This window comes from Ignavibacteria bacterium (assembly GCA_016873775.1).
GTDB lineage: Bacteria > Bacteroidota > Ignavibacteria > UBA10030 > F1-140-MAGs086 > JAGXRH01.
On record VGWC01000025.1, the window covers coordinates 1 to 21832 of the forward strand.

Annotated in this window: 23 protein-coding genes and 1 pseudogene; 3 read left to right on the top strand and 21 right to left on the bottom strand. The window is 39.9% G+C overall.

Annotated features, from left to right (window positions below; translation table 11 throughout):
• The 18 genes and pseudogenes from FJ218_05185 to FJ218_05270 all read right to left on the bottom strand — a co-directional run.
• A partial coding sequence (locus tag FJ218_05185; protein ID MBM4166300.1) for an aldehyde dehydrogenase family protein occupies nucleotides 1-1164 on the bottom strand: 1164 nt, incomplete at its 3' end.
• Between the two features lie 16 nt (nucleotides 1165-1180).
• Nucleotides 1181-1522 carry a type II toxin-antitoxin system PemK/MazF family toxin gene (locus FJ218_05190; GenBank protein MBM4166301.1) on the bottom strand — a complete coding sequence of 114 codons (342 nt, stop codon included), beginning with the start codon at nucleotides 1520-1522 and terminating at the stop codon, nucleotides 1181-1183.
• Entirely contained in the window at nucleotides 1509-1739 is a 231-nt protein-coding gene (locus FJ218_05195) for a hypothetical protein (GenBank protein MBM4166302.1), read from the bottom strand. The genes FJ218_05190 and FJ218_05195 overlap by 14 nt, the downstream gene beginning before the upstream one ends.
• Before the next feature lie 118 nt (nucleotides 1740-1857).
• Nucleotides 1858-3939, bottom strand: a complete 2082-nt coding sequence (locus tag FJ218_05200; GenBank protein MBM4166303.1) for a S46 family peptidase — start codon at nucleotides 3937-3939, stop codon at nucleotides 1858-1860.
• Between the two features lie 98 nt (nucleotides 3940-4037).
• Nucleotides 4038-4253, bottom strand: coding sequence for a type II toxin-antitoxin system HicA family toxin (locus tag FJ218_05205; protein MBM4166304.1), 216 nt, complete (start codon nucleotides 4251-4253; stop codon nucleotides 4038-4040).
• Nucleotides 4250-4465 (bottom strand): type II toxin-antitoxin system HicB family antitoxin, encoded by a 216-nt coding sequence (locus tag FJ218_05210; GenBank protein ID MBM4166305.1) that lies wholly within the window; start codon nucleotides 4463-4465, stop codon nucleotides 4250-4252. The genes FJ218_05205 and FJ218_05210 overlap by 4 nt, the downstream gene beginning before the upstream one ends.
• Nucleotides 4462-4923, bottom strand: coding sequence for a ribose 5-phosphate isomerase B (gene rpiB, locus FJ218_05215; GenBank protein MBM4166306.1), 462 nt, complete (start codon nucleotides 4921-4923; stop codon nucleotides 4462-4464). The genes FJ218_05210 and rpiB overlap by 4 nt, the downstream gene beginning before the upstream one ends.
• A gap of 260 nt (nucleotides 4924-5183) precedes the next feature.
• A complete protein-coding gene (locus FJ218_05220) occupies nucleotides 5184-5687 on the bottom strand; it encodes a septal ring lytic transglycosylase RlpA family protein (protein ID MBM4166307.1) in 504 nt (167 codons plus the stop codon).
• Between the two features lie 30 nt (nucleotides 5688-5717).
• On the bottom strand, nucleotides 5718-6803 hold the full coding sequence (locus FJ218_05225; GenBank protein ID MBM4166308.1) for a mannose-1-phosphate guanylyltransferase: 1086 nt from the start codon (nucleotides 6801-6803) through the stop codon (nucleotides 5718-5720).
• Nucleotides 6804-6905: 102 nt separating this feature from the next.
• On the bottom strand, nucleotides 6906-8018 hold the full coding sequence (alr, locus tag FJ218_05230; GenBank protein ID MBM4166309.1) for an alanine racemase: 1113 nt from the start codon (nucleotides 8016-8018) through the stop codon (nucleotides 6906-6908).
• Between the two features lie 92 nt (nucleotides 8019-8110).
• Nucleotides 8111-10654 carry a hypothetical protein gene (locus FJ218_05235; protein MBM4166310.1) on the bottom strand — a complete coding sequence of 848 codons (2544 nt, stop codon included), beginning with the start codon at nucleotides 10652-10654 and terminating at the stop codon, nucleotides 8111-8113.
• A 91-nt stretch (nucleotides 10655-10745) separates the two neighbouring features.
• A pseudogene (locus FJ218_05240) lies at nucleotides 10746-10835 on the bottom strand (phage antirepressor protein).
• Between the two features lie 91 nt (nucleotides 10836-10926).
• On the bottom strand, nucleotides 10927-11892 hold the full coding sequence (gene nadA / locus FJ218_05245) for a quinolinate synthase NadA (protein ID MBM4166311.1): 966 nt from the start codon (nucleotides 11890-11892) through the stop codon (nucleotides 10927-10929).
• 325 nt (nucleotides 11893-12217) lie between these two features.
• Nucleotides 12218-12400 (bottom strand): hypothetical protein, encoded by a 183-nt coding sequence (locus FJ218_05250; protein ID MBM4166312.1) that lies wholly within the window; start codon nucleotides 12398-12400, stop codon nucleotides 12218-12220.
• Nucleotides 12397-13077, bottom strand: a complete 681-nt coding sequence (locus FJ218_05255; GenBank protein ID MBM4166313.1) for a deoxynucleoside kinase — start codon at nucleotides 13075-13077, stop codon at nucleotides 12397-12399. The genes FJ218_05250 and FJ218_05255 overlap by 4 nt, the downstream gene beginning before the upstream one ends.
• Nucleotides 13078-13113: 36 nt before the next feature.
• Nucleotides 13114-13611, bottom strand: coding sequence for a 2-amino-4-hydroxy-6-hydroxymethyldihydropteridine diphosphokinase (folK, locus tag FJ218_05260; protein MBM4166314.1), 498 nt, complete (start codon nucleotides 13609-13611; stop codon nucleotides 13114-13116).
• Entirely contained in the window at nucleotides 13612-13980 is a 369-nt protein-coding gene (gene folB / locus FJ218_05265) for a dihydroneopterin aldolase (protein ID MBM4166315.1), read from the bottom strand. It abuts the gene before it with no gap.
• A 103-nt stretch (nucleotides 13981-14083) separates the two neighbouring features.
• Entirely contained in the window at nucleotides 14084-15748 is a 1665-nt protein-coding gene (locus tag FJ218_05270; protein ID MBM4166316.1) for a glutamine--tRNA ligase/YqeY domain fusion protein, read from the bottom strand.
• A 405-nt stretch (nucleotides 15749-16153) separates the two neighbouring features.
• On the opposite strand from FJ218_05270, the gene smpB reads away from it, so the two are divergent.
• The 3 genes from smpB to FJ218_05285 all read left to right on the top strand — a co-directional run bounded on the left by smpB (nucleotide 16154) and on the right by FJ218_05285 (nucleotide 18610).
• The gene (gene smpB / locus FJ218_05275; protein MBM4166317.1) at nucleotides 16154-16624 is read left to right on the top strand and encodes an SsrA-binding protein SmpB; all 471 of its coding nucleotides are present in this window, start codon (nucleotides 16154-16156) and stop codon (nucleotides 16622-16624) included.
• 211 nt (nucleotides 16625-16835) lie between these two features.
• Entirely contained in the window at nucleotides 16836-18020 is a 1185-nt protein-coding gene (locus FJ218_05280) for a tyrosine--tRNA ligase (protein MBM4166318.1), read from the top strand.
• Nucleotides 18021-18064: 44 nt separating this feature from the next.
• A complete protein-coding gene (locus tag FJ218_05285) occupies nucleotides 18065-18610 on the top strand; it encodes an arginine decarboxylase, pyruvoyl-dependent (protein MBM4166319.1) in 546 nt (181 codons plus the stop codon).
• Between the two features lie 308 nt (nucleotides 18611-18918).
• On the opposite strand, the gene truA is transcribed toward FJ218_05285, so the two are convergent.
• The 3 genes from truA to mtaB form a co-directional block, all read right to left on the bottom strand.
• The gene (gene truA, locus FJ218_05290; protein MBM4166320.1) at nucleotides 18919-19671 is read right to left on the bottom strand and encodes a tRNA pseudouridine(38-40) synthase TruA; all 753 of its coding nucleotides are present in this window, start codon (nucleotides 19669-19671) and stop codon (nucleotides 18919-18921) included.
• Between the two features lie 30 nt (nucleotides 19672-19701).
• A complete protein-coding gene (locus tag FJ218_05295) occupies nucleotides 19702-20343 on the bottom strand; it encodes a hypothetical protein (protein ID MBM4166321.1) in 642 nt (213 codons plus the stop codon).
• Nucleotides 20344-20432: 89 nt separating this feature from the next.
• A complete protein-coding gene (gene mtaB / locus FJ218_05300) occupies nucleotides 20433-21800 on the bottom strand; it encodes a tRNA (N(6)-L-threonylcarbamoyladenosine(37)-C(2))-methylthiotransferase MtaB (protein ID MBM4166322.1) in 1368 nt (455 codons plus the stop codon).
• Nucleotides 21801-21832: the final 32 nt, after the last annotated feature.

A 21832-nucleotide genomic window follows, 5' to 3' on the forward strand; every position in this document is an offset into this window, starting at 1 on the left:
AACAATAAGTTTTCCTCCGTCGGCAATTCCTTTTTGAATATACCACAGCGTTTTCTCTTGGGATTTTTTATTGATGACTGCTCCCATAAAATTTTTCATCTCCCACGGATAACCAACCGTGATTGATTCTGCGCGCTTCGTCAACAAATCAACAAACTTGTCATATACTTTTTCGTGAACAATTACGCGCGAACAAGCAGAGCATTTTTGTCCTTGAAAACCGAACGCCGCAACCGTAACTCCCGCCGCCGCTTCGTCTAAATCTACTCCTTCATCAATCACAATTGAATCTTTTCCTCCCATCTCTGCAACTACACGCTTCAACCAAATTTGTCCTTGCTGCACTTTCGCCGCTTCTTCGTTAATGTGAATTCCAACTTCTTTCGAACCGGTGAACGAAACAAATCGCGTTTTTGGATGACGCACAAGTGTATCACCAACTGCGCCGCCGGGACCAGTAACAAAATTTACAACACCAGCAGGCAATTTTATTTCTTCGAGCACTTCCATAAATGCGTACGCAATGCGCGGCGAATCAGAAGACGGTTTCAACACGACCGTATTTCCAGCAACAAGTGCAGCAGATGTCATTCCTGTTAAAATTGCAAGCGGAAAATTCCACGGCGGAATAACAACGCCAACGCCAAGCGGAATATATTCCATTCGCCCTTTTTCGCCCTTGTTTTTTACAACGGGCTGCGGCTTTCCGTAACGCAACATTTCGCGTCCGTAAAATTCGAGAAAGTCAATTGCTTCCGCAGTATCGCCATCCGCTTCAAGCCACGTTTTTCCAACTTCAAACATCATAATTGCGTTGAGTTCAAAACGTTTCTTGCGCATTACTTTTGCCGTTTTGAAAAGATACTCCGCGCGTTTTTGATACGGAACAAATTTCCACTCTTCAAATTTTTTCAACGCCGCATCCATTGCTTTGTTTGCAAGTTGCTCATTGCCTTTTTGAAACACGCCGACAATTTCCGATGAACGCGACGGATTATACGAATTGAATTTTTCTTTTGTAGAAATTTTTTCGCCGCCAATGATAATAGGAAATTCTTTTCCTAACTGCGATTGAACTTTTGCAATTGCGGCTTCTTGTTTTTTTCGATTACTCGGATTCGAGAAATCAGTGATTGGTTCGTTTTTAAATGGAGTGATGGGCATAAATAATTTTCTAATTTTAATAGATTTTCAAAACGGTTGATAATGCTTTTGATATTTTGTTCATTGAATCTTGCGAAAGCGAACCAATTCTTTTCACGAATCTTTCTTGTGAAACCGAACGCACTTGAAATGTATCTGCTGAAGAAATTTTTTCAAGACGATTGAGATTGTCGTTGTATATTTTTACCATCCAAGGAAATACTTGAAATTGTTCATTCCATTCAGTAATTGGTACGACTATTTTCAACGGAAGAACTCCCATTGCATCATCATTTACGATAACCGCTGGACGAATCTTTTTCATTTCAGCACCGATGGTCGGTTCAAGATTGATTAACCAAATCTCACTTCGTTTCATAAAAATCTTCACTATCAAGCGAAGTGAAAGCAGTTAAATCTTTATCGTGTAAATAAAAAGGAAGTGCCATTTTTGCGGCTTCCTCTAATTGAATTTCCTTTTCTTTTTTAGGGTACTGAAAATCTTCACGAACAAATTCTAACGCAGTTTCAATGACTGAAATGCACTCGCTTGTCGGTAATCTTTTAAGTTCTGTTAGTATTTCTGTTTGTGTCATAAACTATTCTATTCTAATTTAAATAAGTCGCCACGAATTACACAAATTATTTTCGTGTCAATTCGTGTAATTCGTGGCTAAAAAATTACTCCTTTATCTCATCAGTTTTTACTTCTGCTTACTTTCCTTCAATCTCATCAGCGAGTGAGTTCGCATCGTACACACTACGAAGACATTCCAGCATTCCCGCAGAATGAACTGCTACTGCGCGATTTGCAGTTTCATCGTACACAAATCTTCCAACAAGACTTTCAATGTTGCCGTCGAAAATTAAACCTACGAGTTCACCTTTCTTATTCACAACGGGCGAACCGGAATTTCCACCGATAATATCGCACGTTGAAACAAAATTGATTGGTGTCATTTGATTGACTTTACTTTTTCTTTCATCAAAACGTGCAGGTAATTCAAAGTCTCCTTTGTTATCGAAATCTGCAGAACGTGCATACATTCCAGCGATTGTTGTTTTAAACGGCGCTTTCGTTCCGTTCATAGAATAACCTTTCACGGTTCCGTAGGAGAGGCGAAGTGTGAAGGTTGCATCGGGATTTTTTTCTTTTCCATAAACAGCAAACCGCGCTTGTCCTATTTTTTCTCCATTGGTCGTAAGCACTGCGTCAATGTTATCTTCCTGCCATTTGCGATGTTCTCTTCCCATCGGATCAAAAGTTCGCGCAAACACAATCATCGGGTCATCAGATTTTGCGATTGCTTCTTCACCCCCTTCAATTAAATTTTTCCGAAACTCAACATCCGCAAGTTTCGTCGAAACAAGTTGATTCGCCGCTTCTTCGGGAGTTTTTCCATTTAACACCATTTTGATGAATGCATCATTTTTCCCGAGTGCTTCAATAATTTCTTTCGTGCGCGCTGCGATAATAAATTCTTCCAAATCCGGGTAAATTGGTGCGGGTGAAAGCAATTGAAACTTCAGCGATTGGAGTTGCGCGTCGTGATAACCATCGAGACGTTTGCCATCTTCTTTTTTTGTTTCCGTTACATAACGAACAATGTTCAATCCCAAACTGAAAAATCTTGAACCTGCGAGCGAATGATAAAAAATTTCTTTGTAACGCCCTGCAAGTTTTTTCTGCACGTTTTCGATGTTCTTCCATGCATTGCCGTACTTCTTTTTCCACTCTGAGTTTTTTGAGACAAGTCCACGAAAATCATCTTCTTCTTTTTGCTTTTTCGCAACAATATTTTTATCCATCAATCCTTGATATTCTCCCTTCGAAGCTTTCAAAGAATTTTCAAGTGAGAAAATTTGATTCTTTGCGCGGCGAGCATTTTCTTCATTCACTGCAGAGAATTTCTTTAATGCGTCAATTCGATACTGAAGTGTTTTAAGACGAAATGGATAAGCATAGTCACGGTTAAACATCATTTGTGCCATTGTGTGTAAGCGATTTGTTGAACCGGGATGACCGCTGACGAACACCAGTTCGTCTTCGCCTGCACCATTTTTATTCCACGTTAAATAATGTTCGCTGCGAATAGGTTTATCATTTTCATACACCCGGAAATAAGCCATATCTAAATCATAACGCGGAAACGTAAAATTATCCGGGTCGCCGCCGAAAAATGCCGCTTGTTGTTCCGGCGCCATCACTAAACGAATGTCCGTGTACTTCTGATAGCGATACACCCAGTATTCGCCGCCTTGATAAAGCGTAACAATATCTGCGCGGATTTTCTTTTCTTCATTCATATTTTCCTTTTCAATCTTTGCTATTTCTGCTTTTCGTGCTTCAAGCGCTTCTTTATCGCTCATCGAAGATTTTACAACGCCTTTCACGCGGTTCGTAACATCTTCCATCGAAATAAGAACGTTGAGTTCTAAATCGGGACATTTGATTTCTTCAGCAGAAGTTGCCGCGTAAAAACCATTCTTCACATAATCTTTTTCTTTAGAAGATACTTTTGAAAGTTGTCCGAGCGCAACGTGGTGATTTGTCAAAACGAGTCCATTCGGCGAAATGAATGAACCGGAACCGCCGTCGTTAAAACGAACACTTGATAAACGAATGTGGTCAAGCCATTCTTTCGTCGGCTCGAATCCATATTTTTCTTTAAGTTGTTTTAGAGGCGGATTATCGAATGTCCACATTCCCTCATCACTTGTTGCAAATGAGGAAACAAGAATTGTTGCAAACACAAACAGTGTCATGCGTTTAATAAATAATGTAAAGTTGAACATTGTAATTCTTTCTATAATGATTATTGTTGTTTGTAAAAAAATGTTGATGTATTTCAACGTTGATTAGACTTTGCGAAAATGGTTTCGGTTACGAAAATCTATACAAGTTTTTGCAACTCTTCTATTGTCAAATTCGTTTTCTTCAATATGCTGTGTAACGTTCCGGTTTTTAATTCTCTGTGATTCGGAACAATTACCGATTTATTTTCATCAAGATTATACAGAAAAATGTGGCTTCCTCTTTGATGATCTATGTAATAACCCTTTCTTCTCAATGCTTTTACTACATCTATTCCAGAAAAGGTTTTACTCATAAAGCGATTTGAAGTTCTCTTACAATGTAGTTCGGTTTAGATTTTATTTGATTTAGTTTTTCTAAACCTTCGAGATAACATTGAATAGCTTCTTTCGCGTTTGAAATCGCTTCTTGTTCCGTATCACCTTGCGTATAACATCCATCAAGTGCCGGAACAGAAACATTGAATCCACCTTCTTCTGCTGGTTCTAAAATGATATTGAATTTCATAGTATTTCACCTTTCAAAAATTTTTTTTCTACTTCCATAATTTTATCAACGCGTTTTTTATGTCTTCCACCGCCGTGCCACGTTTCGAGAAATGTTTTCACGACAACTTTCATTTGTCCAACACCGATAAGTTGACTTCCAAGCGTAAGGACATTCGCATCGTTGTGTTCACGAGCGTTGCGAGCAGAATATTCTTCGTGACAACAAGCAGCGCGAACATTCGGAACTTTATTCGCAGTCATACAAGAACCAATTCCCGCGCCATCAATTACAATTCCAAACGTTGCTTCACCAAGAGAGACCATTCTTGCTGCTGCGTACGCAAATTCGGGATAATCAACTGCTTCTTCGGAATTTGTTCCAGCGTCAACTACTTTACATCCAAGTTCTTGCAAATATGGTTTCAAAGTTTCTTTGTATTTAAACCCACCATGGTCGCAACCAATTGCAACAGTCAACTCGTTGAGTTTTCGTTTTTTGGAAAGTTGTTCTTCGTTTTTGATTTCTTTTTTCTTTTCAGATTTTTCAGAAAAAGAAATTCCCAACTGCATTGCTCTATCTTTTGCAGCAGCAGTAATTAAAGCATTCTTCTCAACCTCAAAATTTTTCTTTCCTGATTTTGAAGCGTCAATTATTTCTTTTTCTGTTACAAGTTGTCGTGACATAAATTATTCAGGAATAAGAAATAAGAATTTAATTCTTGTTCTCATCATCTCAACTACTTTAAATACTTTCCATCCCCAATTTCCAAAACTTCAATTCTCACTCGCGCTGTTCCGCTTTCGACAAAGCCAAGTTGTTTTGCCGCAGCATACGAAACATCAATAATTCTTCCATCAACATACGGCCCTCTATCATTGATGCGTAAAACTATTGACCGATTATTTTCTAAATTTTTCACTTTTACTTTTGTTCCCAATGGCAATGTTCGATGTGCCGCAGTAAATTTATACATATCGAATGTTTCGCCGTTCGCTGTTGTCTTTCCGTTAAATCCATCTCCATAAAACGATGCAATCCCTTCCTGAACTTTTACAATATTGTGTTCATCACTTTCATTCTGATTTTTCGATTCTTCTTTTTCTTTTACTTCCGCTTGTGCCTTTTTCTCACCAACTTTTTTCTTTGAACTTGTAAATCGCGGTACTGTTCCACATGATTGTAAAACAATTGCTATTACAGAACTAAAAAATATAATTGTAAACGTATGTTTGCGACGCATAACTCAAATCACAAATCACACATCACAAATCTACAAATACTCATTCAACTGTTTACGCTTCAAATAATCAACAATTTCCTTCACTTCCTGCGATTGTTCTTTTTTGCAAATCAACACGGCATCGTCTGTATTCACAACGATAACATCGTCAACGCCAATCACAGCAACAAATTTATCTTTTGAATCGATGAAAATATTTTTTGCGTTGCGTAAAAATGATTTTCCATTCACCGAATTACCGCCTTCAACTTTTCCCGAAAGACGAACAACTTCATCCCAACTTCCAACATCGCTCCAGCCAAAATTTCCCGGAATGACAAAAACATTTTTTGCTTTTTCCATCACGCCATAATCAATCGAAACACCGCGAATCATTTTGTATGCATTTTCAAGCAATGTTGAAAACGTATTATCACCGACGAGGGGTTCAATTCTCGAAAGTTCAGAATACATCTCAGGCAAATGCTGTTGAATCTCACGAAGAATCACATCAACGCGCCACACAAACATTCCGCTGTTCCACAAAAAATCTCCGCTTGCAAGAAATTGTTTCGCCGTTTCGAGATTCGGTTTTTCTGCAAATGTTTTTACGCGAAATATTTTTTTCTCGAAATATGGATTCGTGTTGTCGTGCGTATCTACGAACTGAATATATCCAAAGCCGGTTTCTGGATGCGTTGGTTGAATGCCGATGGTTATTAAATTCGCTGACTTATACGAAACTTCTGTGGCAAGTTTTACAATTCGGAGAAACTCCTGTTCGTCGCGGATTAGATGGTCTGCGGGCAAAACAACCATCACTGCTTTTTCGTCAATGTGCTTCAGCATTGTCGCCGCAAGTCCTATACAAGGAGCAGTATTTCTTCCGAAGGGTTCTGCAATAATATTTTGTTCAGGAACAGTTGGAAGTTGTTTCTCAACGATGGGCTTCTGAATTTTATTTGTTACAATGAGAACATTGGAATGAGGAATAATGTTTTCCAAACGGCGTACCGTGTTTTGCAACATTGTTTGTTCGCCAAAAATTTTCAACAATTGTTTCGGCGATTTTTCTCTGCTACGGGGCCAAAACCGTGCGCCGACTCCGCCTGCCATTATTACTGCGTAAACGTTCACTAAATTTTAGATTTTATATTTTACATTAATTAGATTGAAATTAGTTTCACTTGGTATTATTGATACCACTTGAAGAAACACATTTCAATAATATCAACAATATCAAGTGAAAAAAAACCTTGGAACTCTCGTCGAAATATTTGTCAGCACTTCGTACGAATTTGTTCCAACTTTTTCTGCAAGTTCTTCAACTTTTATTTCTTCGTTTCCGTCTTTTCCAATCAATGTAACATCATCACCGACGTGAATATTTTCTCCGTCCGTTACATCGAGCATCATTTGGTCCATACAAATTGTTCCAACGGAAGAAAAACGTTTTCCGTGAATCAACACATCAACATTGTTTGAGAGCGTTCGAAAATATCCATCGCCGTACCCAATCGGAATTGTTGCAATGCGCGATGTACGATTGGTAAAATACGTTCTTCCATAACTGATACTTTTATTTGCGGCGACATCTTTCAAATACACAATTTTCGATTTCAATGATAGAATTGGAATAACGGAAATTGTTTTTTGAATTTCTTTCGATGGATATATTCCGTAAAGTAAAATTCCAGGACGTGCAAGATTGAAATATGATTCGCTTCCGTTCAAAATTGCACCGCTATTTGCAATGTGTTTGAAAGGAATTTCAATCTTCTTTTTTTTCAGTTGTTCAAGAACTGAAGTAAATTGCTGAAGTTGATATTGAGTGAATGAAGTATCTTTTTCTGACGAGGCGAAATGAGAAAAAATTCCAACAATATCGAGTTTCGGAAGTCGCGCAACTTTTTCGACGAACTCAACTGCATGTTCTGAGTGAATTCCGAGACGCTCCATTCCCGTATCAATTTTCATATGCACACGCGCTTTTCGTCCGTTGTTTTTTGCAACTTCATCATTGATGCGTTGGGCAAGTTCAAGCGATGAAACTGTAATTTCAAAATCAAATGCAAGAAATTTTTCTACTTGGTCGCCAAAGACTCCTCCCAGCACGAGAATGGGAGAAGTAATTCCTGCTGTTCGTAATTGTATTCCTTCTTCAATAAAACCTACACCAAGATATTCGATACCATTCTGTACTAGCGACTTGGAAATTTCAACAAGCCCGTGACCATACGCATTGGCTTTAACAATTCCCATAACTTGAGTATTCACAGCAAGTTTATGTCGAATGTTCTTCAAATTTGAATGGAGTATCGTGAGATTTATTTCGGCTCGAGTAGGGCGCATTGAAACAAAAATTTCAGCGTTAATATACAAGAATGTAGAAGTTAATTCAAGGAACGTACTATATTCATACACACAAAACAGATACGTTCATCTTAAAACCTTACACTCATTCCTAATGTTGGTAAAATGGGAAACATTGTTGTAGGATTTCGTTCAATTTTTAAGTTCGTATCAACAAACGTTTGATAACTTAAAACATTTTGACGATTATAGACATTAATGATATCTAAATAGAATGTCCATTCAAGTCCCCAATATTTTTTATACCACGTCAATCGCATATCAAGACGATGATATGGAGGTAATCTTTCAGAATTAATCTGATTTCCTTCCGCACGTTTGACATCGAACACAACATTGCTATCGCTATCTACTTGTATAAAACCAAGTGTTGTATCAATCGGAATATTATTGATAACCGTATCAATGTGAACAGTAATAATTCTTGGTTGAATTCCTGAAGGCGGAGAATATGGAAAGTTTGTTCCATATTTCCATTTCAACGCAACTTCAAACGATTCACTTGGTTTAAAATTGATATTCAAACTGAACGTATGTCGCTGGTCGTACGAAAGCGGTCTCCACACTCCAAAACTGTTTCGCTGCGCCCACGCAAGCGCATAACTTATCCATCCGAAAAATGCAGTTTGAGGCGATGGTTGTTTTTTTTCAATATACCATTCGATTCCATACGCATCACCGTATGAATTATTTTCGGGTTTGTTCACAAAAACTTCCTTCGTTACAGGATGCGGCGGTGTCCATCCTTCGATGCGACGCAAATTATTTCCCGCAACGGGTTCTGAAACAAACCGCGACTGCATTTCTTTTTTTTGATGAATCAAGTTTGCAAATCGTTTGTAATATGTTTCAACTTTTCCAAAAATTTCAGATGTAAGCCATCGTTCATAGCCAAGAATATAATGTGTCGCTTGTTCCGCCTGTAAATATTTTGCATCGGTGAGTGAGTAAAAAACATTTTGGTCAACCAATTTTTCATATCCCGGTGATTGATAGTATTTTCCCCATGCGGCTCGAAGTGTGCTTATCGGATTGATGAGATAGGAAAAATTCACACGCGGTTCAATGTAATACTTCTTCAACAAGTGAAAATAGTTCAAACGTATTCCGGGTTGCAATTGAACGTCATCATTCATAGTCCATTTATCCTGCGCATACGAAACGACTCGGTGGTATGATTGTTCTTGTAAAAAGTTTTCGAGAAATGCCATATTTTGATTTCGTAATCGCGCACGCAATTCTGAAGGCAACTGCGTTTTCCAAAACAATTCATTCTTCAACCAATCAACGGCAATTCCACATTCGAACAAATGATTTTTCTGTGTGTACAATACATCTTGTTTTACAGAACGTTTCGTGAACATAAACGAGGAAGTTATATCAATGTTGTATAAACGAATTCCTCGCGCCGTATCATTATCATATTGTTCTCTATCAAGTCCCGGGTCAAGCACTGCGCCGCCAAAATCGCTCTCTCCTTTATTTCTGTACCAAGAAAAAGAAAGTTTGGAAATAATGTTTTCATCGAACGTATATTGCCACGCAACGCCAGCAACATCGTTGCGAGTTTCATTGAACACCGAAACACTATCCGCAGTTTTACGCTCACTGCCGCTGACAATATTGACACCGTCGCGGCTCGCAATTCCGTTTATAATAAATTGATGTTTCGATGTTGGAAGGAACGTAAATTTTCCTTGTATATCAGAAAAATTAGGGAATGCAACATCGCCATCAACAAGTTTTGCGCTTTTTGCAAACGGCTCAAGTACTAAGTCGTAATATGTTCTTCGAGCGGATGCGAGCCAATAAACCGGAAATAGTTGAGTAGTTTTTCCTTCCAACACAATATTTGCATTGGAAATACTTGCGTTGATGTTACCGTTAAAATTTCCACCATCGCCGCCGCGTTTATTGGTAACATCTATAACGGCAGATAGTCTGTCTCCGTACTTTGCCGGAAACCCTCCGGTAAGCAACGATATATCCGAAACAGTTTCAGGATTAAACATACTTATCAATCCGTACAAACGATACGGATTGAAAATTTCAATTCCATCCATTACAATTAAATTTTGGTCGGGATTTCCACCGCGTACAACTAATGCTGCTCGAAAATCATTCGGCGCAATCACCCCCGGAGCATATTGCAACGCTCTCATTACATCTTCAACTGCTCCGGGTAATGCTTTTGCTTTCTGCGGCTGAAGTTCCACAACGCTCGAACGAATATCCTGAAGCGACTTTTTCCGCGCTTCTTCAACGATTTGAATTTCCTTCAATTCCACAGATGACTCTTTCATTTCGATGGAAAGTACAACTGTCTTATTGGAAAGTATCTCGATCGCTCTTCGTTTTGTTTCAAAACCAATTGCAGAAACAATGAGCGTGTAGTTGCCCAAAGATATATTTTCAAGAAAAAATTTTCCTTCGTCATTACTCGATGTTCCGATTTTTGTTCCCTCAAGAATAACATTGATAAACGGAAGCGGTTGTTTTGTCTCTGCAGAAATAATTTTTCCGGAAATACTTCCGAAATTATTTTCTTGTGAAAACGAAAATTGAGAAAGGAGAATGAAAATTGTACAAAGAGTAATCTTCATCGTATTCTTCATCTGCGGCAATTTGCGTTATCAGCGGGAAACAATCTCCCGCAGATTTCGCAGATGTTCGCAGATTTTTTCAAGTTGATTCTAAATCTTATTATGGAATACATTGAACAAGGCGTAAAAGTTGTACTGTATCGGCAACATCAGTAAGATAATATTTTCCATCAGACGATTGTATTTTCAACTGTCCAAATTTCAGTTAAGTTCGTGTCATCAGCGTTCGTTTTTTTTCGTTTTCCAAACATCAACTACAAATAACAAATAATCCATAACGACAATCAACTCAACGCCATCATTCTCCGCAACGGAACAAGTGCGCGTTCAATTACATCTTCGCTCAATGTAATTTCCGGCGAGCGGTTTTTCATACACAAATACAATTTCTCCATCGTATTGAGTTTCATATACGGACAATTATTGCAGGCACATGCTTCTTCAGGAGGAGCGGGAATGAACATTTTTTGCGGAGCGTGCTTCTGCATTTGATGAAGTATTCCCGATTCCGTCGCAACAATAAATTCCTTTGCATCGGATTCGATAACGTATTTCAACAAAGCACTTGTCGAACCGATAAAATTTGCCCACATCAAAATTGCTTCTTCACATTCAGGATGTGCAATAAGTTTCGCTTCGGGATGTTCGAGTTTGAGTTTGAGAATTTTTTCTTCGGAGAAATGCACGTGAACAACGCACGAACCATCCCACAACGTCATTTTTCTTCCCGTTTTCTTCATCAAATAATTTCCAAGATTTTTATCGGGAGCAAAAAGAATTTCTTTATCGGAAGGAATTGCGCGAATAATTTTTTCCGCATTACTCGATGTGCAAATATAATCGCTCAACGCTTTCACTTCCGCAGAACAATTCACGTACGTTACAGCAATGTGATTCGGATGTGATTCTCGAAATTGTTTGAAGAGCGGCGCGGGGCAACTTTCATCGAGCGAACAGCCGGCATTGGCATCGGGAAGAAGAATTTGTTTTTTCGGAGAAAGTATCTTTGCCGTTTCCGCCATAAAATGAACTCCGGCAAACACAATCACCTCTGCATTGGTCGCCGCGGCATTTTTCGACAACTCCAAACTATCGCCAACAAAATCCGCCAAATCTTGAATCTCCGATTCCTGATAGTAATGCGAAAGAATCACAGCGTTTAATTCTTTTTTCAATCGAAGAATTTCTTCTTCATAATGGAGTGGAATTGTTTGCGTTGAAGGAGTTTGTTTTGATGTGGTTTCAAACATTGCGGGCTAAAAATACTCAGAGAGTTTGCAAAAATAAAATAGCGACTGGATCATAGTCGCTACAGAAATTTTCAGAAGCACGAAGAAAACTTTACACACTATATACTTTTTTCCATTGCATTGTTCGCTTTGTATGCAAGTTCTGAAACATTTTCTGCAAGTTGGTAAATGAGTCGTATAAGAATTTCATTTAAATCAAGTATATATGTTGAATCCGATTCGAATATAGCGGGATGATTTTGAATATTTCTTCGCAGAGAAATTTTTTTGTATCGTGCAAAACGTCTTCTATGTTCCTATTAGAAATAGTATTGGTTTCTACAAATTATTTCATATCGGTAAAATCTGCATCGCGAATTTCCGAAGCGGGAAATGAATGATGAAACGAATGTTTTTCAAATACTTTTTTTGTTGCAGTTGCTCGACGCTGGCGAATTGCAGAAAAAATTCGCACTAAGAGAAAAATACTATAGACAAGAAAAAGTGTGATAAAAACAAGCCGAATCATTTGCGTTTTGCCGTATGTCGCAACGGGTTGTAGTATTCAACGGCGGATTTATCAGAGCGGAAGATTTCGTTCACCAAATCGTCAAAATCCTTTTCATCATTGACAAAATCTATTTCCGTAGAATTGACAATGAGCAACGGTGAACTTCGATAATGAAAAAAGAAATAATTATACGCATCGTTCAAATCTTTGATATAAGCTTCGCTCATATTTTTTTCCATCGGGCGCGCGCGTTTGCGGATGTTTGCCATTAATCGCGAAACACTTGATTGTAGATACACTACCAAATCGGGCTTATGCAGTGTTTGCGTGCGTTCGAGCGACGCGAAAAGCATTTCATACAGTTTCAGTTCTTCATCGCTTAAATTGAGATATGCAAAAATTTTATCTTTTTCAAAAATATAATCCGTAATTAAATTATAATGAAATAATCCCGGCTGCCGTAATGATTGCTGCTGTTTAAACCGTGAGAGTAAAAAGAAAATTTGCGTTTGAAATGAATATCTATCGGGGTCATCATAAAATTTCGGCAGAAAAGGATTTTCTTCGAATTTTTCTAGCACGACTTCTGCATGAAGTTTCTCTGCGAGCATTGTTGCAAGCGTTGTTTTGCCAGCACCAATTACACCTTCGACGGCAATATGATGAATGCCGCTATTGGCAACAAGTTCGTTCAGTAACGGAGTTTCTTTTTCTTTCACAAAAAATACTATTTAAATATGTTGAAATTGATAATGTGTTTTCGTTACACTATGGTTGTTGGTACAATCGTTCAATACATTCGCTATTGTTTGTTGCAATGTTGTGTGGACGCAATTCGGAGCAATTTCCACGAATGGAATAAGAACAAATTTTCGTTTGTGCATTTCTTTGTGGGGAATGGAAAGGTGTTCTGTTTCTATGATTTCGTTCCCGAACAATAAAATATCAATATCAATTTCCCGTGGTTGCCATGTTTTTCGTTGTCTTCTTCCGATTTTTTTTTCAAGTGTTTTGATGAAGGAAAACAATTGTTCGGGCGTTTCATTGGTTTCTATTTCTACTACCGCGTTTAAAAAATTTTGCTGATTCTTTTCTCCAATTGGTTCTGTTTCGTACATCACTGACGCAGAGAGTAATTTGTAATGTTTTGAAATTTCTTCGTATGCTTTTTGTAAATACTCGATACGATTTCCAATATTGGAACCCAATCCGAGAAACACCTTTGCCATTTATTTTCTTCGATTAACTTCCACTTCGACAAAATCCACAACACCTTTGACCGGCGGATGCGGCTTACGGATTTTTACAACGACGGTTACAACTTGGTGAAATGATTCCAAAATTTTCCCAGCAAGATGATTCGCTAATGTTTCAAGAAGAAAATATTTTTTCTCCGTAATTGTTGTATAAACTAACGCATACACTTTTTCGTAATCTACGGTTCGCTTCAAACTATCCCTTGTTTCCGCTTCAGCAATAGCGCATCCGAGTTCTACATCAACTTCAAATTTGCCTCCGAGATTTTGCTCATCTTGTTCTACACCGTGATATGCGTAGAACGATGCGTTTTTTATTCTGATGATATCGAGTTGTTGCATGTTTTTACCGCGAAATATATTTATTTCAATGAAGAATGAATAATGAGCAATAAATATTTATCGTAAAAGTTCCCTTCCTTTATTATATATGATTCATTATCAATTATTTTTTCTCAATCTTCGCCCACGTATCTTTCAATGTAACTGCGCGGTTGAAAACAAGATTCTCTTTTGTCGAATCATAATCAACGCAAAAATATCCGAGTCGTTCGAATTGAAATCGTTCTTGCGATTGCGCATTTGCAAGATGTGGTTCGAGTTTGCAATTCGTCAAGACTTCCAATGAGTTTGGATTAAGATTTTTTTCCCAATCTTCTCCGCTCGGATTTTCTACGGTGAAAAGTCTGTCATACAATCGCACTTCTGCATCTCTTGCGTGTGAAGCCGAAACCCAGTGAATCGTTCCTTTCACTTTTTTTTGATTTATTCCTGTTCCGCTTTTTGTATCTTTATCATACGTGCAGTGTATTTCGACAATTTCACCATTTTCATTTTTCACAACGTTTGTGCATGTAATGATATAAGCATATCGCAATCGCACTTCGATTCCCGGTGAAAGTCGAAAATATTTTGGCGGTGGAGTTTCTTTGAAATCATCTTGCTCGATATATAAAATTTTTGAAAACGGAATTTTTCTTGTTCCCGCTGACTCGTCTTCCGGATTGTTTACTGCGTCAAGTTGTTCAATTTCGCTATCGGGAAAATTATCAATGATAACTTTCAAAGGCTTCAACACCGCCATCATTCGCGGAGCGCGTTTATTTAAATCATCGCGCAAACAATTTTCTAACAATGCAAAATCAATCGTGTTATCGCGTTTTGCGACTCCAATGCGTTCAGCAAAATCTCGAATAGATTCCGGTGTATATCCACGACGGCGAAAACCGGAAATTGTTGGCATTCGCGGGTCATTCCATCCATTTACAATTTGTTCTTCGACGAGTTGAAGCAATCGCCGTTTGCTCATCATCGTATAGGTGAGGTTCAGCCGCGCAAATTCAATTTGCTGCGGATGAAAAATATTGAGTTCGTTGATAAACCAATCATACAACGGACGATGGTCTTCAAACTCCAGTGTGCAGATGGAATGTGTAATGCGTTCGAGAGAATCCGATTGCCCGTGCGCATAATCATACATCGGATAAATGCACCATATATTTCCCGTACGATGATGCGTTGCGCGAAGAATACGATACAACACCGGGTCGCGCATATTGACATTCGGGGAATGCATATCAATTTTTGCGCGTAATGTTTTTGAACCATCGGGAAATTTTCCTTCACGCATTTCTTGAAACAGGTGCAAATTTTCTTCCACGCATCTGTTGCGATACGGACTTTCTTTTCCTGGCGCCGTCAATGTTCCACGATACTCGCGAATTTCATCCGCAGTTAAATCGCATACGTACGCTTTTCCTTTTTTGATAAGTTGAATTGCATAATGATATAACTGCTCAAAATAATCGGAAGCATACAACTCCGCTTCCCACTGAAAACCAAGCCAACGCACATCTTCTTTGATGGATTCAACGTATTCTTGTTCTTCTTTACTCGGATTGGTGTCATCAAAACGAAGATTGCATTTGCCATTGTAATCGTGGGCAATTCCGAAATTCAAACAAATAGATTTCGCATGACCGATGTGCAAATATCCGTTCGGTTCGGGAGGAAACCGTGTGTGAACGTGTTTATCGAATCGCTTGCTGCGAATGTGTTCGTCAATAATTTCGCGAATAAAATTTTTCGCTTCTGGTTTTACTGGTTCCATTGATGTGAAAATGATGTAATCGGTGTTTTAATTTCTAAAATTTCTTGATACTGTTCAAAACTTAATACGCCAGCAAGTTTTTCATGGAACGAAAATTTTTCTTCGGTGTATTGCTTTGTATCATACGTGTTGTCATCGAGTTTGTTGCTGCAATAAAAAATTGCCTTATGAATATAAAAATATTTTTTTGGCTGTTCAATTTCTCTTCGATTTCATTCGAAGTTCTTATGGATACTATGCTCGTCCGCTCCACGAAAGAAATCATTCCCTCAACTTGAACGTTGGCACAGAGTGCAAAAAAACGACGAAGCAACAAGAGTGTTCTTTCAATTTTTTCTTCATTCTTCCTTGCATTTGTTTTGCACAATTCTATTTCAAACATATATTTGTCCGCTTTTTTTTCCAATGACACTGAACAAAGAATTACAGAATGAAGAAAAAACTGTTGTCAGCAACCGCCGCGCGTTGCACGAATATTTTATTCTCGACCACTACGAAGCAGGAATTGCTCTCAAAGGAACGGAAGTAAAATCGTTGCGCGCAGGAAATGCAAGTTTGCAAGACAGTTACGTTACCGTTGAAAACGGTGAAGCATGGCTACTCAACGCCCATATCAATCCGTTTGATTTCGGCAACATCAACAATCACGAACCGATGCGCAAACGAAAATTGTTGCTCACAAAACGTGAATTGTACAAACTTTCTAACAAAACCGATGTGCAGGGATTTACGATTATCCCTCTGCGTATATATTTCAAAGCAGGAAAAGCAAAAGTCGAAATCGCCGTTGCTCGCGGGAAACATCATTTCGATAAACGGCACGCATTGAAAGAACGCGAAGTGAAACGCGACCTCCGAAGAAAATTTGCAAACTAAATGATAGAAATCCAAATGACAACATTCCCATTCCTACTTTTACACTCTCAAAAAGTTTTTTATACTTGGATTGTTGGATCTGAAAAATATTTTGTTTGGCGATGTTGTTCTTTGCACCTTCTCCAATATTCGTTGTACATCAATAAAAAATATTAGGAATACTCTTATCACAAACCTCAAACCTCAAATCTTTCCAAGCGTGAACGAGCAAATGGATGTGCTCAAACACGGAGCATCGGAAATTATCCCCGAAGACGAACTCGCTCGAAAAATTGAACGCTCGCTCACAACAACTGTTCCACTCATCGCCAAACTCGGCTGCGACCCTTCGCGACCGGATTTGCATCTTGGTCATACCGTTGTCTTACGCAAACTCCGACAGTTTCAGGATTTAGGACATACGGCAATGCTCATCATTGGCGATTTTACTGGAATGATTGGCGACCCTTCGGGTAGAAATAAAACCCGTCCTCCTCTCTCGCTCGATGAAACGCGCACGAACGGCGAAAGTTATTTCGAACAAGCAACAAAAGTGCTTTCCCATGAACGTTGCCACATTCGCTACAATTCCGAATGGCTCAATGCAATGAACTTCGCCGATGTCATTCATCTTGCAAGTACCTACACGATTGCTCGTATGTTAGAGCGCGACGATTTTGAAAAACGGTACAATCGCGGCGAGCCGATTTCCGTTCACGAATTTCTTTACCCGCTTGCTCAAGCAATGGATTCCGTTGCTATCAAAAGCGATGTTGAACTTGGCGGCACCGACCAGAAATTCAATCTTCTCGTCGGAAGAGATGTTCAAATTGCTTACAACATCGAGCCGCAGGTTATTCTCACGATGCCGATTCTTGCAGGAACCGATGGCATCAATAAAATGAGCAAGTCGCTCGATAATTACATTGCTCTCACCGATTCGCCTAAAGAGATGTACGGTAAAACGCTTTCAATTCCCGATGCGCTTATTTATGAGTATTTCCTACTTGCAACCAATACTCCCGCATACGAATTATCGCACATCCGAGCGCTTTTGGAAAACAGCACCATCAATCCCCGCAACATCAAACGTCAACTTGCGCGTACGCTCGTAACGATGTATCATAGCATCGAAGCGTCGCACATTGCCGAAAAAGAATTCGATACGATTTTTGTCAAAAAAGAAATCCCCGATGTTCTCGATGAATATTGCATTTCTTCTCTCAGCACGATGAACATCATCGAACTGATGGTAACCACTCAACTTGCACCGTCCCGGAACGAAGCAAGGAGACTTATCGAACAAGGAGGGGTTTCCATAAACGGAAAAAAAATTTCCGATATCCATTCGCCAATTCCCAACGAAACGTTTATCATCAAAGTCGGCAAACGAAAATTTCTCAAAGTTCTTCGCTAATTGTTCACGATTATTTTTTACTCACTTATTCTACTACGTTCACTATGTTTCTTCCCGCAAAAATATTTTTTACCAAAGGTGTCGGTCGCCACAAAGAATACTTGCAATCGTTCGAGTTGGCATTGCGCGACGCAAAAATTGAAAAATACAATCTCGTAACCGTCTCGAGCATTTTTCCTCCAAACTGCAAACGTATTTCCGTTGAAGAAGGAATCAAACTCTTGCAAACGGGACAAATTCTCTACGTCGTTATGGCGCGCAACGCTACCAACGAACCCAATCGTCTCATTGCATCGTCTATCGGAGTTGCCCAGCCATCCGATGCGAGTATTCACGGCTATCTTTCCGAACATCACCCCTTCGGCGAAACCGACGAAAAAGCCGGCGAATACTCAGAAGATTTAGCCGCAACGATGCTTGCTACTACTCTCGGTTTGGAATTCGACTCGAATACCGCTTGGGACGAACGCGAAAAAATTTACAAAGCATCGGGTCAAATTTACCGCACCTTCAACGTCACCCAATCTGCCGAAGGTCATAAATTGGGCTTATGGACAACTACGGTTGCGTGCGCAGTTTTGTTGCCGTAGAAATAATAAATTCTGAAATCTCTTTTGCAAACATCTCCGACAAATTTCACTTCCAAAAACCATTTAAGGATATTCTCAAAACAAAGAAGGACAAACTCTCCGCTTCGGGATTGAACCAAAAGAATCATTGATGATTTTTTTTTCGCCCAGCAAGACCGTTTACTGTCGTGAGGAAATGCTAACAACTTTTGTTCATCAAGACCAAAAAATAGAGAGAGAACGTTCAATCAGAAGAAGAGCAAATCAGAAAAATATCCTCATCCGTACTTGGGAATACAATGGAACAACTTCAAGGTTGTGATGAAGAGTCATTCATACACCACTTCCTCCAAACACAACCCTCGTGCCGGAACTGATTGCGATGCGGCGCTTCTGTTCTTTGCGGAAAGAATGTTTGCAACATCATGCACCGAATATTTCTTTCTACCAACATCTACCAAAACGCCGACCATTGCGCGCACCATTCCGCGCAGAAAACGATTGGCGCTAACACGAAAAACGAAGAGAGGAAGGTTCTGAAAACTGTTTTCCTTTTCCCACGAAGCCGCAAGAACGGTGCAGATGGTATTTTCCACTTCTTTCGCGGATGTGCAGAACGACGTAAAATCCATTTCCCCGATGAAACCGTTCGCGGCATCATTCATCAACGTCATATCCAGCGGAGCATGATATTCCCAACAATAATTTCGAAAGAGCGCAGTCGGACGCTGACACATCGTATAAGAATACCTTCGTTCTTTTGCGCTGAAACGGGAATGAAAATTCTCTTCAACATCATTGGCGGCAATAACAGCAATGTCGGGGGAAAGCAAACCGTTTAATGCAGAACGTATTTTTGCAGAAGGAAGGAGAGACGTGGTTTTGAAATTAGCAACTTGTCCGCGCGCATGAACACCCGAATCGGTTCTCCCCGCACCTATGAGAGTGCTATGCTCGTGAAGCAAGTGAAAAAGAAGAGTTTCCAATTCTCCCTGAACAGTTCGTTCCTTCGCTTGACGCTGCCAACCGAAAAAATTTGTCCCGTCGTATTCGAGAACAAGTTTGATGTTGCGGGGGTTCAACGCAGAAACCGTTCAGACAAGTGGAGAGAACTACAAGCGTGTTGAAAATGTCAGAGAATATCCCTGCGAGTTTCTTCCACCCAAAGCGTTGTGAAGAAGTTCGAGACGAAAGGAGAGCGGATTGTTGTTCTGAGACGAAGCGGACAATGCGGCGTTGATAGCGCTTGCAAGATGATTCAAGCCGATACCGATGCCGATAAACTTTAAATTGTTGAACGCAAGGTCGCTATTGATGCGCATTGTACGATAAGTCAAACGTTGTTGCTCGTTGTTCCATTTCCAATAATACTGCGTCGCGGGCAGATACATTTTCTCCGTTTGACGATTGATGAGCCGCGTATGATTGTAATCGTCCACACTCAGAAAATTGCCGATGTTCACAAAATATTTCTCGTCTTTACCATTGAGCGAAACGCTTGCATTTGCTTGTGCATATTGCCGTGCATCGTCTCGAACCCATGTTCCGTACGTATCGAAGCCCAAATAGGTAAGCCATAAACCGCTTTCCGTAAGAAGAAAATATTGTCCTGAAGAAACATTATCCGCATACCATTCTCCTAATCCCGGAATGAGAAGCGAAAGCGCAACGGCAAGCGGAACGCTTTTTTTCTTTTCAACAGGAAGTCCTACGTTGTTTTTGGGAGATGCAAGCGAAGGTGTTGCTTGGCGCAAAAACAAATCTCGCGCTATCAAGAAAGAAGGTGGTTGTTCTTGCGCTAAAGAACAATGCAGGAATGTAAAGACAAGAACGGTGAACAGTTTCATAACGGTACGGGAGTAAAAGTTTTAACAACGGTTGAAGGAGCACGAATTGCGGGCTGAACAGTTCCGTCTGTCCGCGAACCGATACAATGCTCGTCGCAAACTCCATCAATCCGCACGCGTTGAATCGTATTGATGTCGTTTTCCGTTGCGGGAACATCCACACGAATATAATTCTTCGAGTACCCGGAAAAACCTTGAGCGGAAGGCGTATGCTCGATGAGAACATCAACCATCGTTCCCAAGAATGCCGATGCGAATGCGCGGCGTTTTTTTGTGCCTACGATTCGAAGCATGTTATTTCTCTGAAAACGAACACGCGGCTCTATGACTTCTCCAAACGTTGCTGCCAGCGTATTCGGACGTTCGGAATAGGTGAACACGTGAAGATACGAACACGGAAGGTCAACGAGAAAAGTAAAGGTATCCTCGAAATGCTTTTCCGTTTCGCCGGGAAAACCTACAATAACATCTACGCCGATTCCCGCCGTGCTATCGTTTGCGCGAATATACTCAACAACGTTTCGATAATCCTTCGTACGATAGCGACGGCGCATATTCTGAAGAATTGTATCGCTCCCGCTTTGCATTGGGATATGAAAATGATTGCACAACGTATCCGAAGAGAGAATACAATCAATAATGTCGTTGGTTAAGAGATTCGGTTCGATGGAACTGATACGGATACGTTCCATTCCGTCAACAGATTCGAGTGCGCGGAGAAGTTGAAGAAACGATGTGTTGTTCTTCTTTCCATAGTCGCCAACATTCACACCGCTGAGAACAATTTCTCGATATCCCATCGCAACAAGTTGGTGCGCTTGGCGAACTGTCGTTTCAAGAGATTGACTTCTGCTTTTGCCGCGCGCAATTGGAATAGTGCAAAACGAGCACGAATAATCGCACCCGTCTTGCACTTTCAAAAATGCGCGTGTGCGTTCTCGACCGTCGGAAGAGAATGCGGGACCAAAATCGTGCGCTTCGGAAATTGGAGCAACAAAAATCTGTGGCGTTGTTTTTTTCTGAAATGAATCAATGTATTGGAAGATGTGAAATTTTTCCTGCGAACCTAAGACAACGTCAACGCCATCAATCGAAGCAATTTCTTCCGGTTGCAGTTGGGCATAGCAACCAGTAACGATAACAAACGCATTTGGAGAATGCCGCAATGCTCTCCGAATCCATTGACGTGCTTCTTTATCGGCTCGTTCGGTAACGCTGCACGTGTTCAGAACAATAACATCATTGTTTGCATCAATTTCGGAGAATGCGAATCCGCGTTGAAGAAATTGTTTCCCGATTTCCGAGGATTCGGTATAGTTCAGTTTGCAACCAAGTGTATGAAATGCAACTTTGGGTTTTGTCATAACCGTATTCCGTGAATAAAAAAAGAGTTGCG

What these genes read in the sequence shown, in the direction of transcription:
- FJ218_05220 (MBM4166307.1), bottom strand. Translation starts at nt 5,687, where the DNA reads ATGCGTCGCAAACATACGTTTACAATTATATTTTTTAGTTCTGTAATA.
- folK (MBM4166314.1), bottom strand. Translation starts at nt 13,611, where the DNA reads ATGGCAAAGGTGTTTCTCGGATTGGGTTCCAATATTGGAAATCGTATC.
- FJ218_05280 (MBM4166318.1), top strand. Translation starts at nt 16,836, where the DNA reads ATGGATGTGCTCAAACACGGAGCATCGGAAATTATCCCCGAAGACGAA.
- FJ218_05285 (MBM4166319.1), top strand. Translation starts at nt 18,065, where the DNA reads ATGTTTCTTCCCGCAAAAATATTTTTTACCAAAGGTGTCGGTCGCCAC.
- FJ218_05200 (MBM4166303.1), bottom strand. Translation starts at nt 3,939, where the DNA reads ATGTTCAACTTTACATTATTTATTAAACGCATGACACTGTTTGTGTTT.
- nadA (MBM4166311.1), bottom strand. Translation starts at nt 11,892, where the DNA reads ATGTTTGAAACCACATCAAAACAAACTCCTTCAACGCAAACAATTCCA.
- folB (MBM4166315.1), bottom strand. Translation starts at nt 13,980, where the DNA reads ATGCAACAACTCGATATCATCAGAATAAAAAACGCATCGTTCTACGCA.
- FJ218_05270 (MBM4166316.1), bottom strand. Translation starts at nt 15,748, where the DNA reads ATGGAACCAGTAAAACCAGAAGCGAAAAATTTTATTCGCGAAATTATT.
- FJ218_05190 (MBM4166301.1), bottom strand. Translation starts at nt 1,522, where the DNA reads ATGAAACGAAGTGAGATTTGGTTAATCAATCTTGAACCGACCATCGGT.
- FJ218_05195 (MBM4166302.1), bottom strand. Translation starts at nt 1,739, where the DNA reads ATGACACAAACAGAAATACTAACAGAACTTAAAAGATTACCGACAAGC.
- smpB (MBM4166317.1), top strand. Translation starts at nt 16,154, where the DNA reads ATGACACTGAACAAAGAATTACAGAATGAAGAAAAAACTGTTGTCAGC.
- FJ218_05210 (MBM4166305.1), bottom strand. Translation starts at nt 4,465, where the DNA reads ATGAAATTCAATATCATTTTAGAACCAGCAGAAGAAGGTGGATTCAAT.
- mtaB (MBM4166322.1), bottom strand. Translation starts at nt 21,800, where the DNA reads ATGACAAAACCCAAAGTTGCATTTCATACACTTGGTTGCAAACTGAAC.
- FJ218_05235 (MBM4166310.1), bottom strand. Translation starts at nt 10,654, where the DNA reads ATGAAGAATACGATGAAGATTACTCTTTGTACAATTTTCATTCTCCTT.
- FJ218_05250 (MBM4166312.1), bottom strand. Translation starts at nt 12,400, where the DNA reads ATGATTCGGCTTGTTTTTATCACACTTTTTCTTGTCTATAGTATTTTT.
- FJ218_05205 (MBM4166304.1), bottom strand. Translation starts at nt 4,253, where the DNA reads ATGAGTAAAACCTTTTCTGGAATAGATGTAGTAAAAGCATTGAGAAGA.
- alr (MBM4166309.1), bottom strand. Translation starts at nt 8,018, where the DNA reads ATGCGCCCTACTCGAGCCGAAATAAATCTCACGATACTCCATTCAAAT.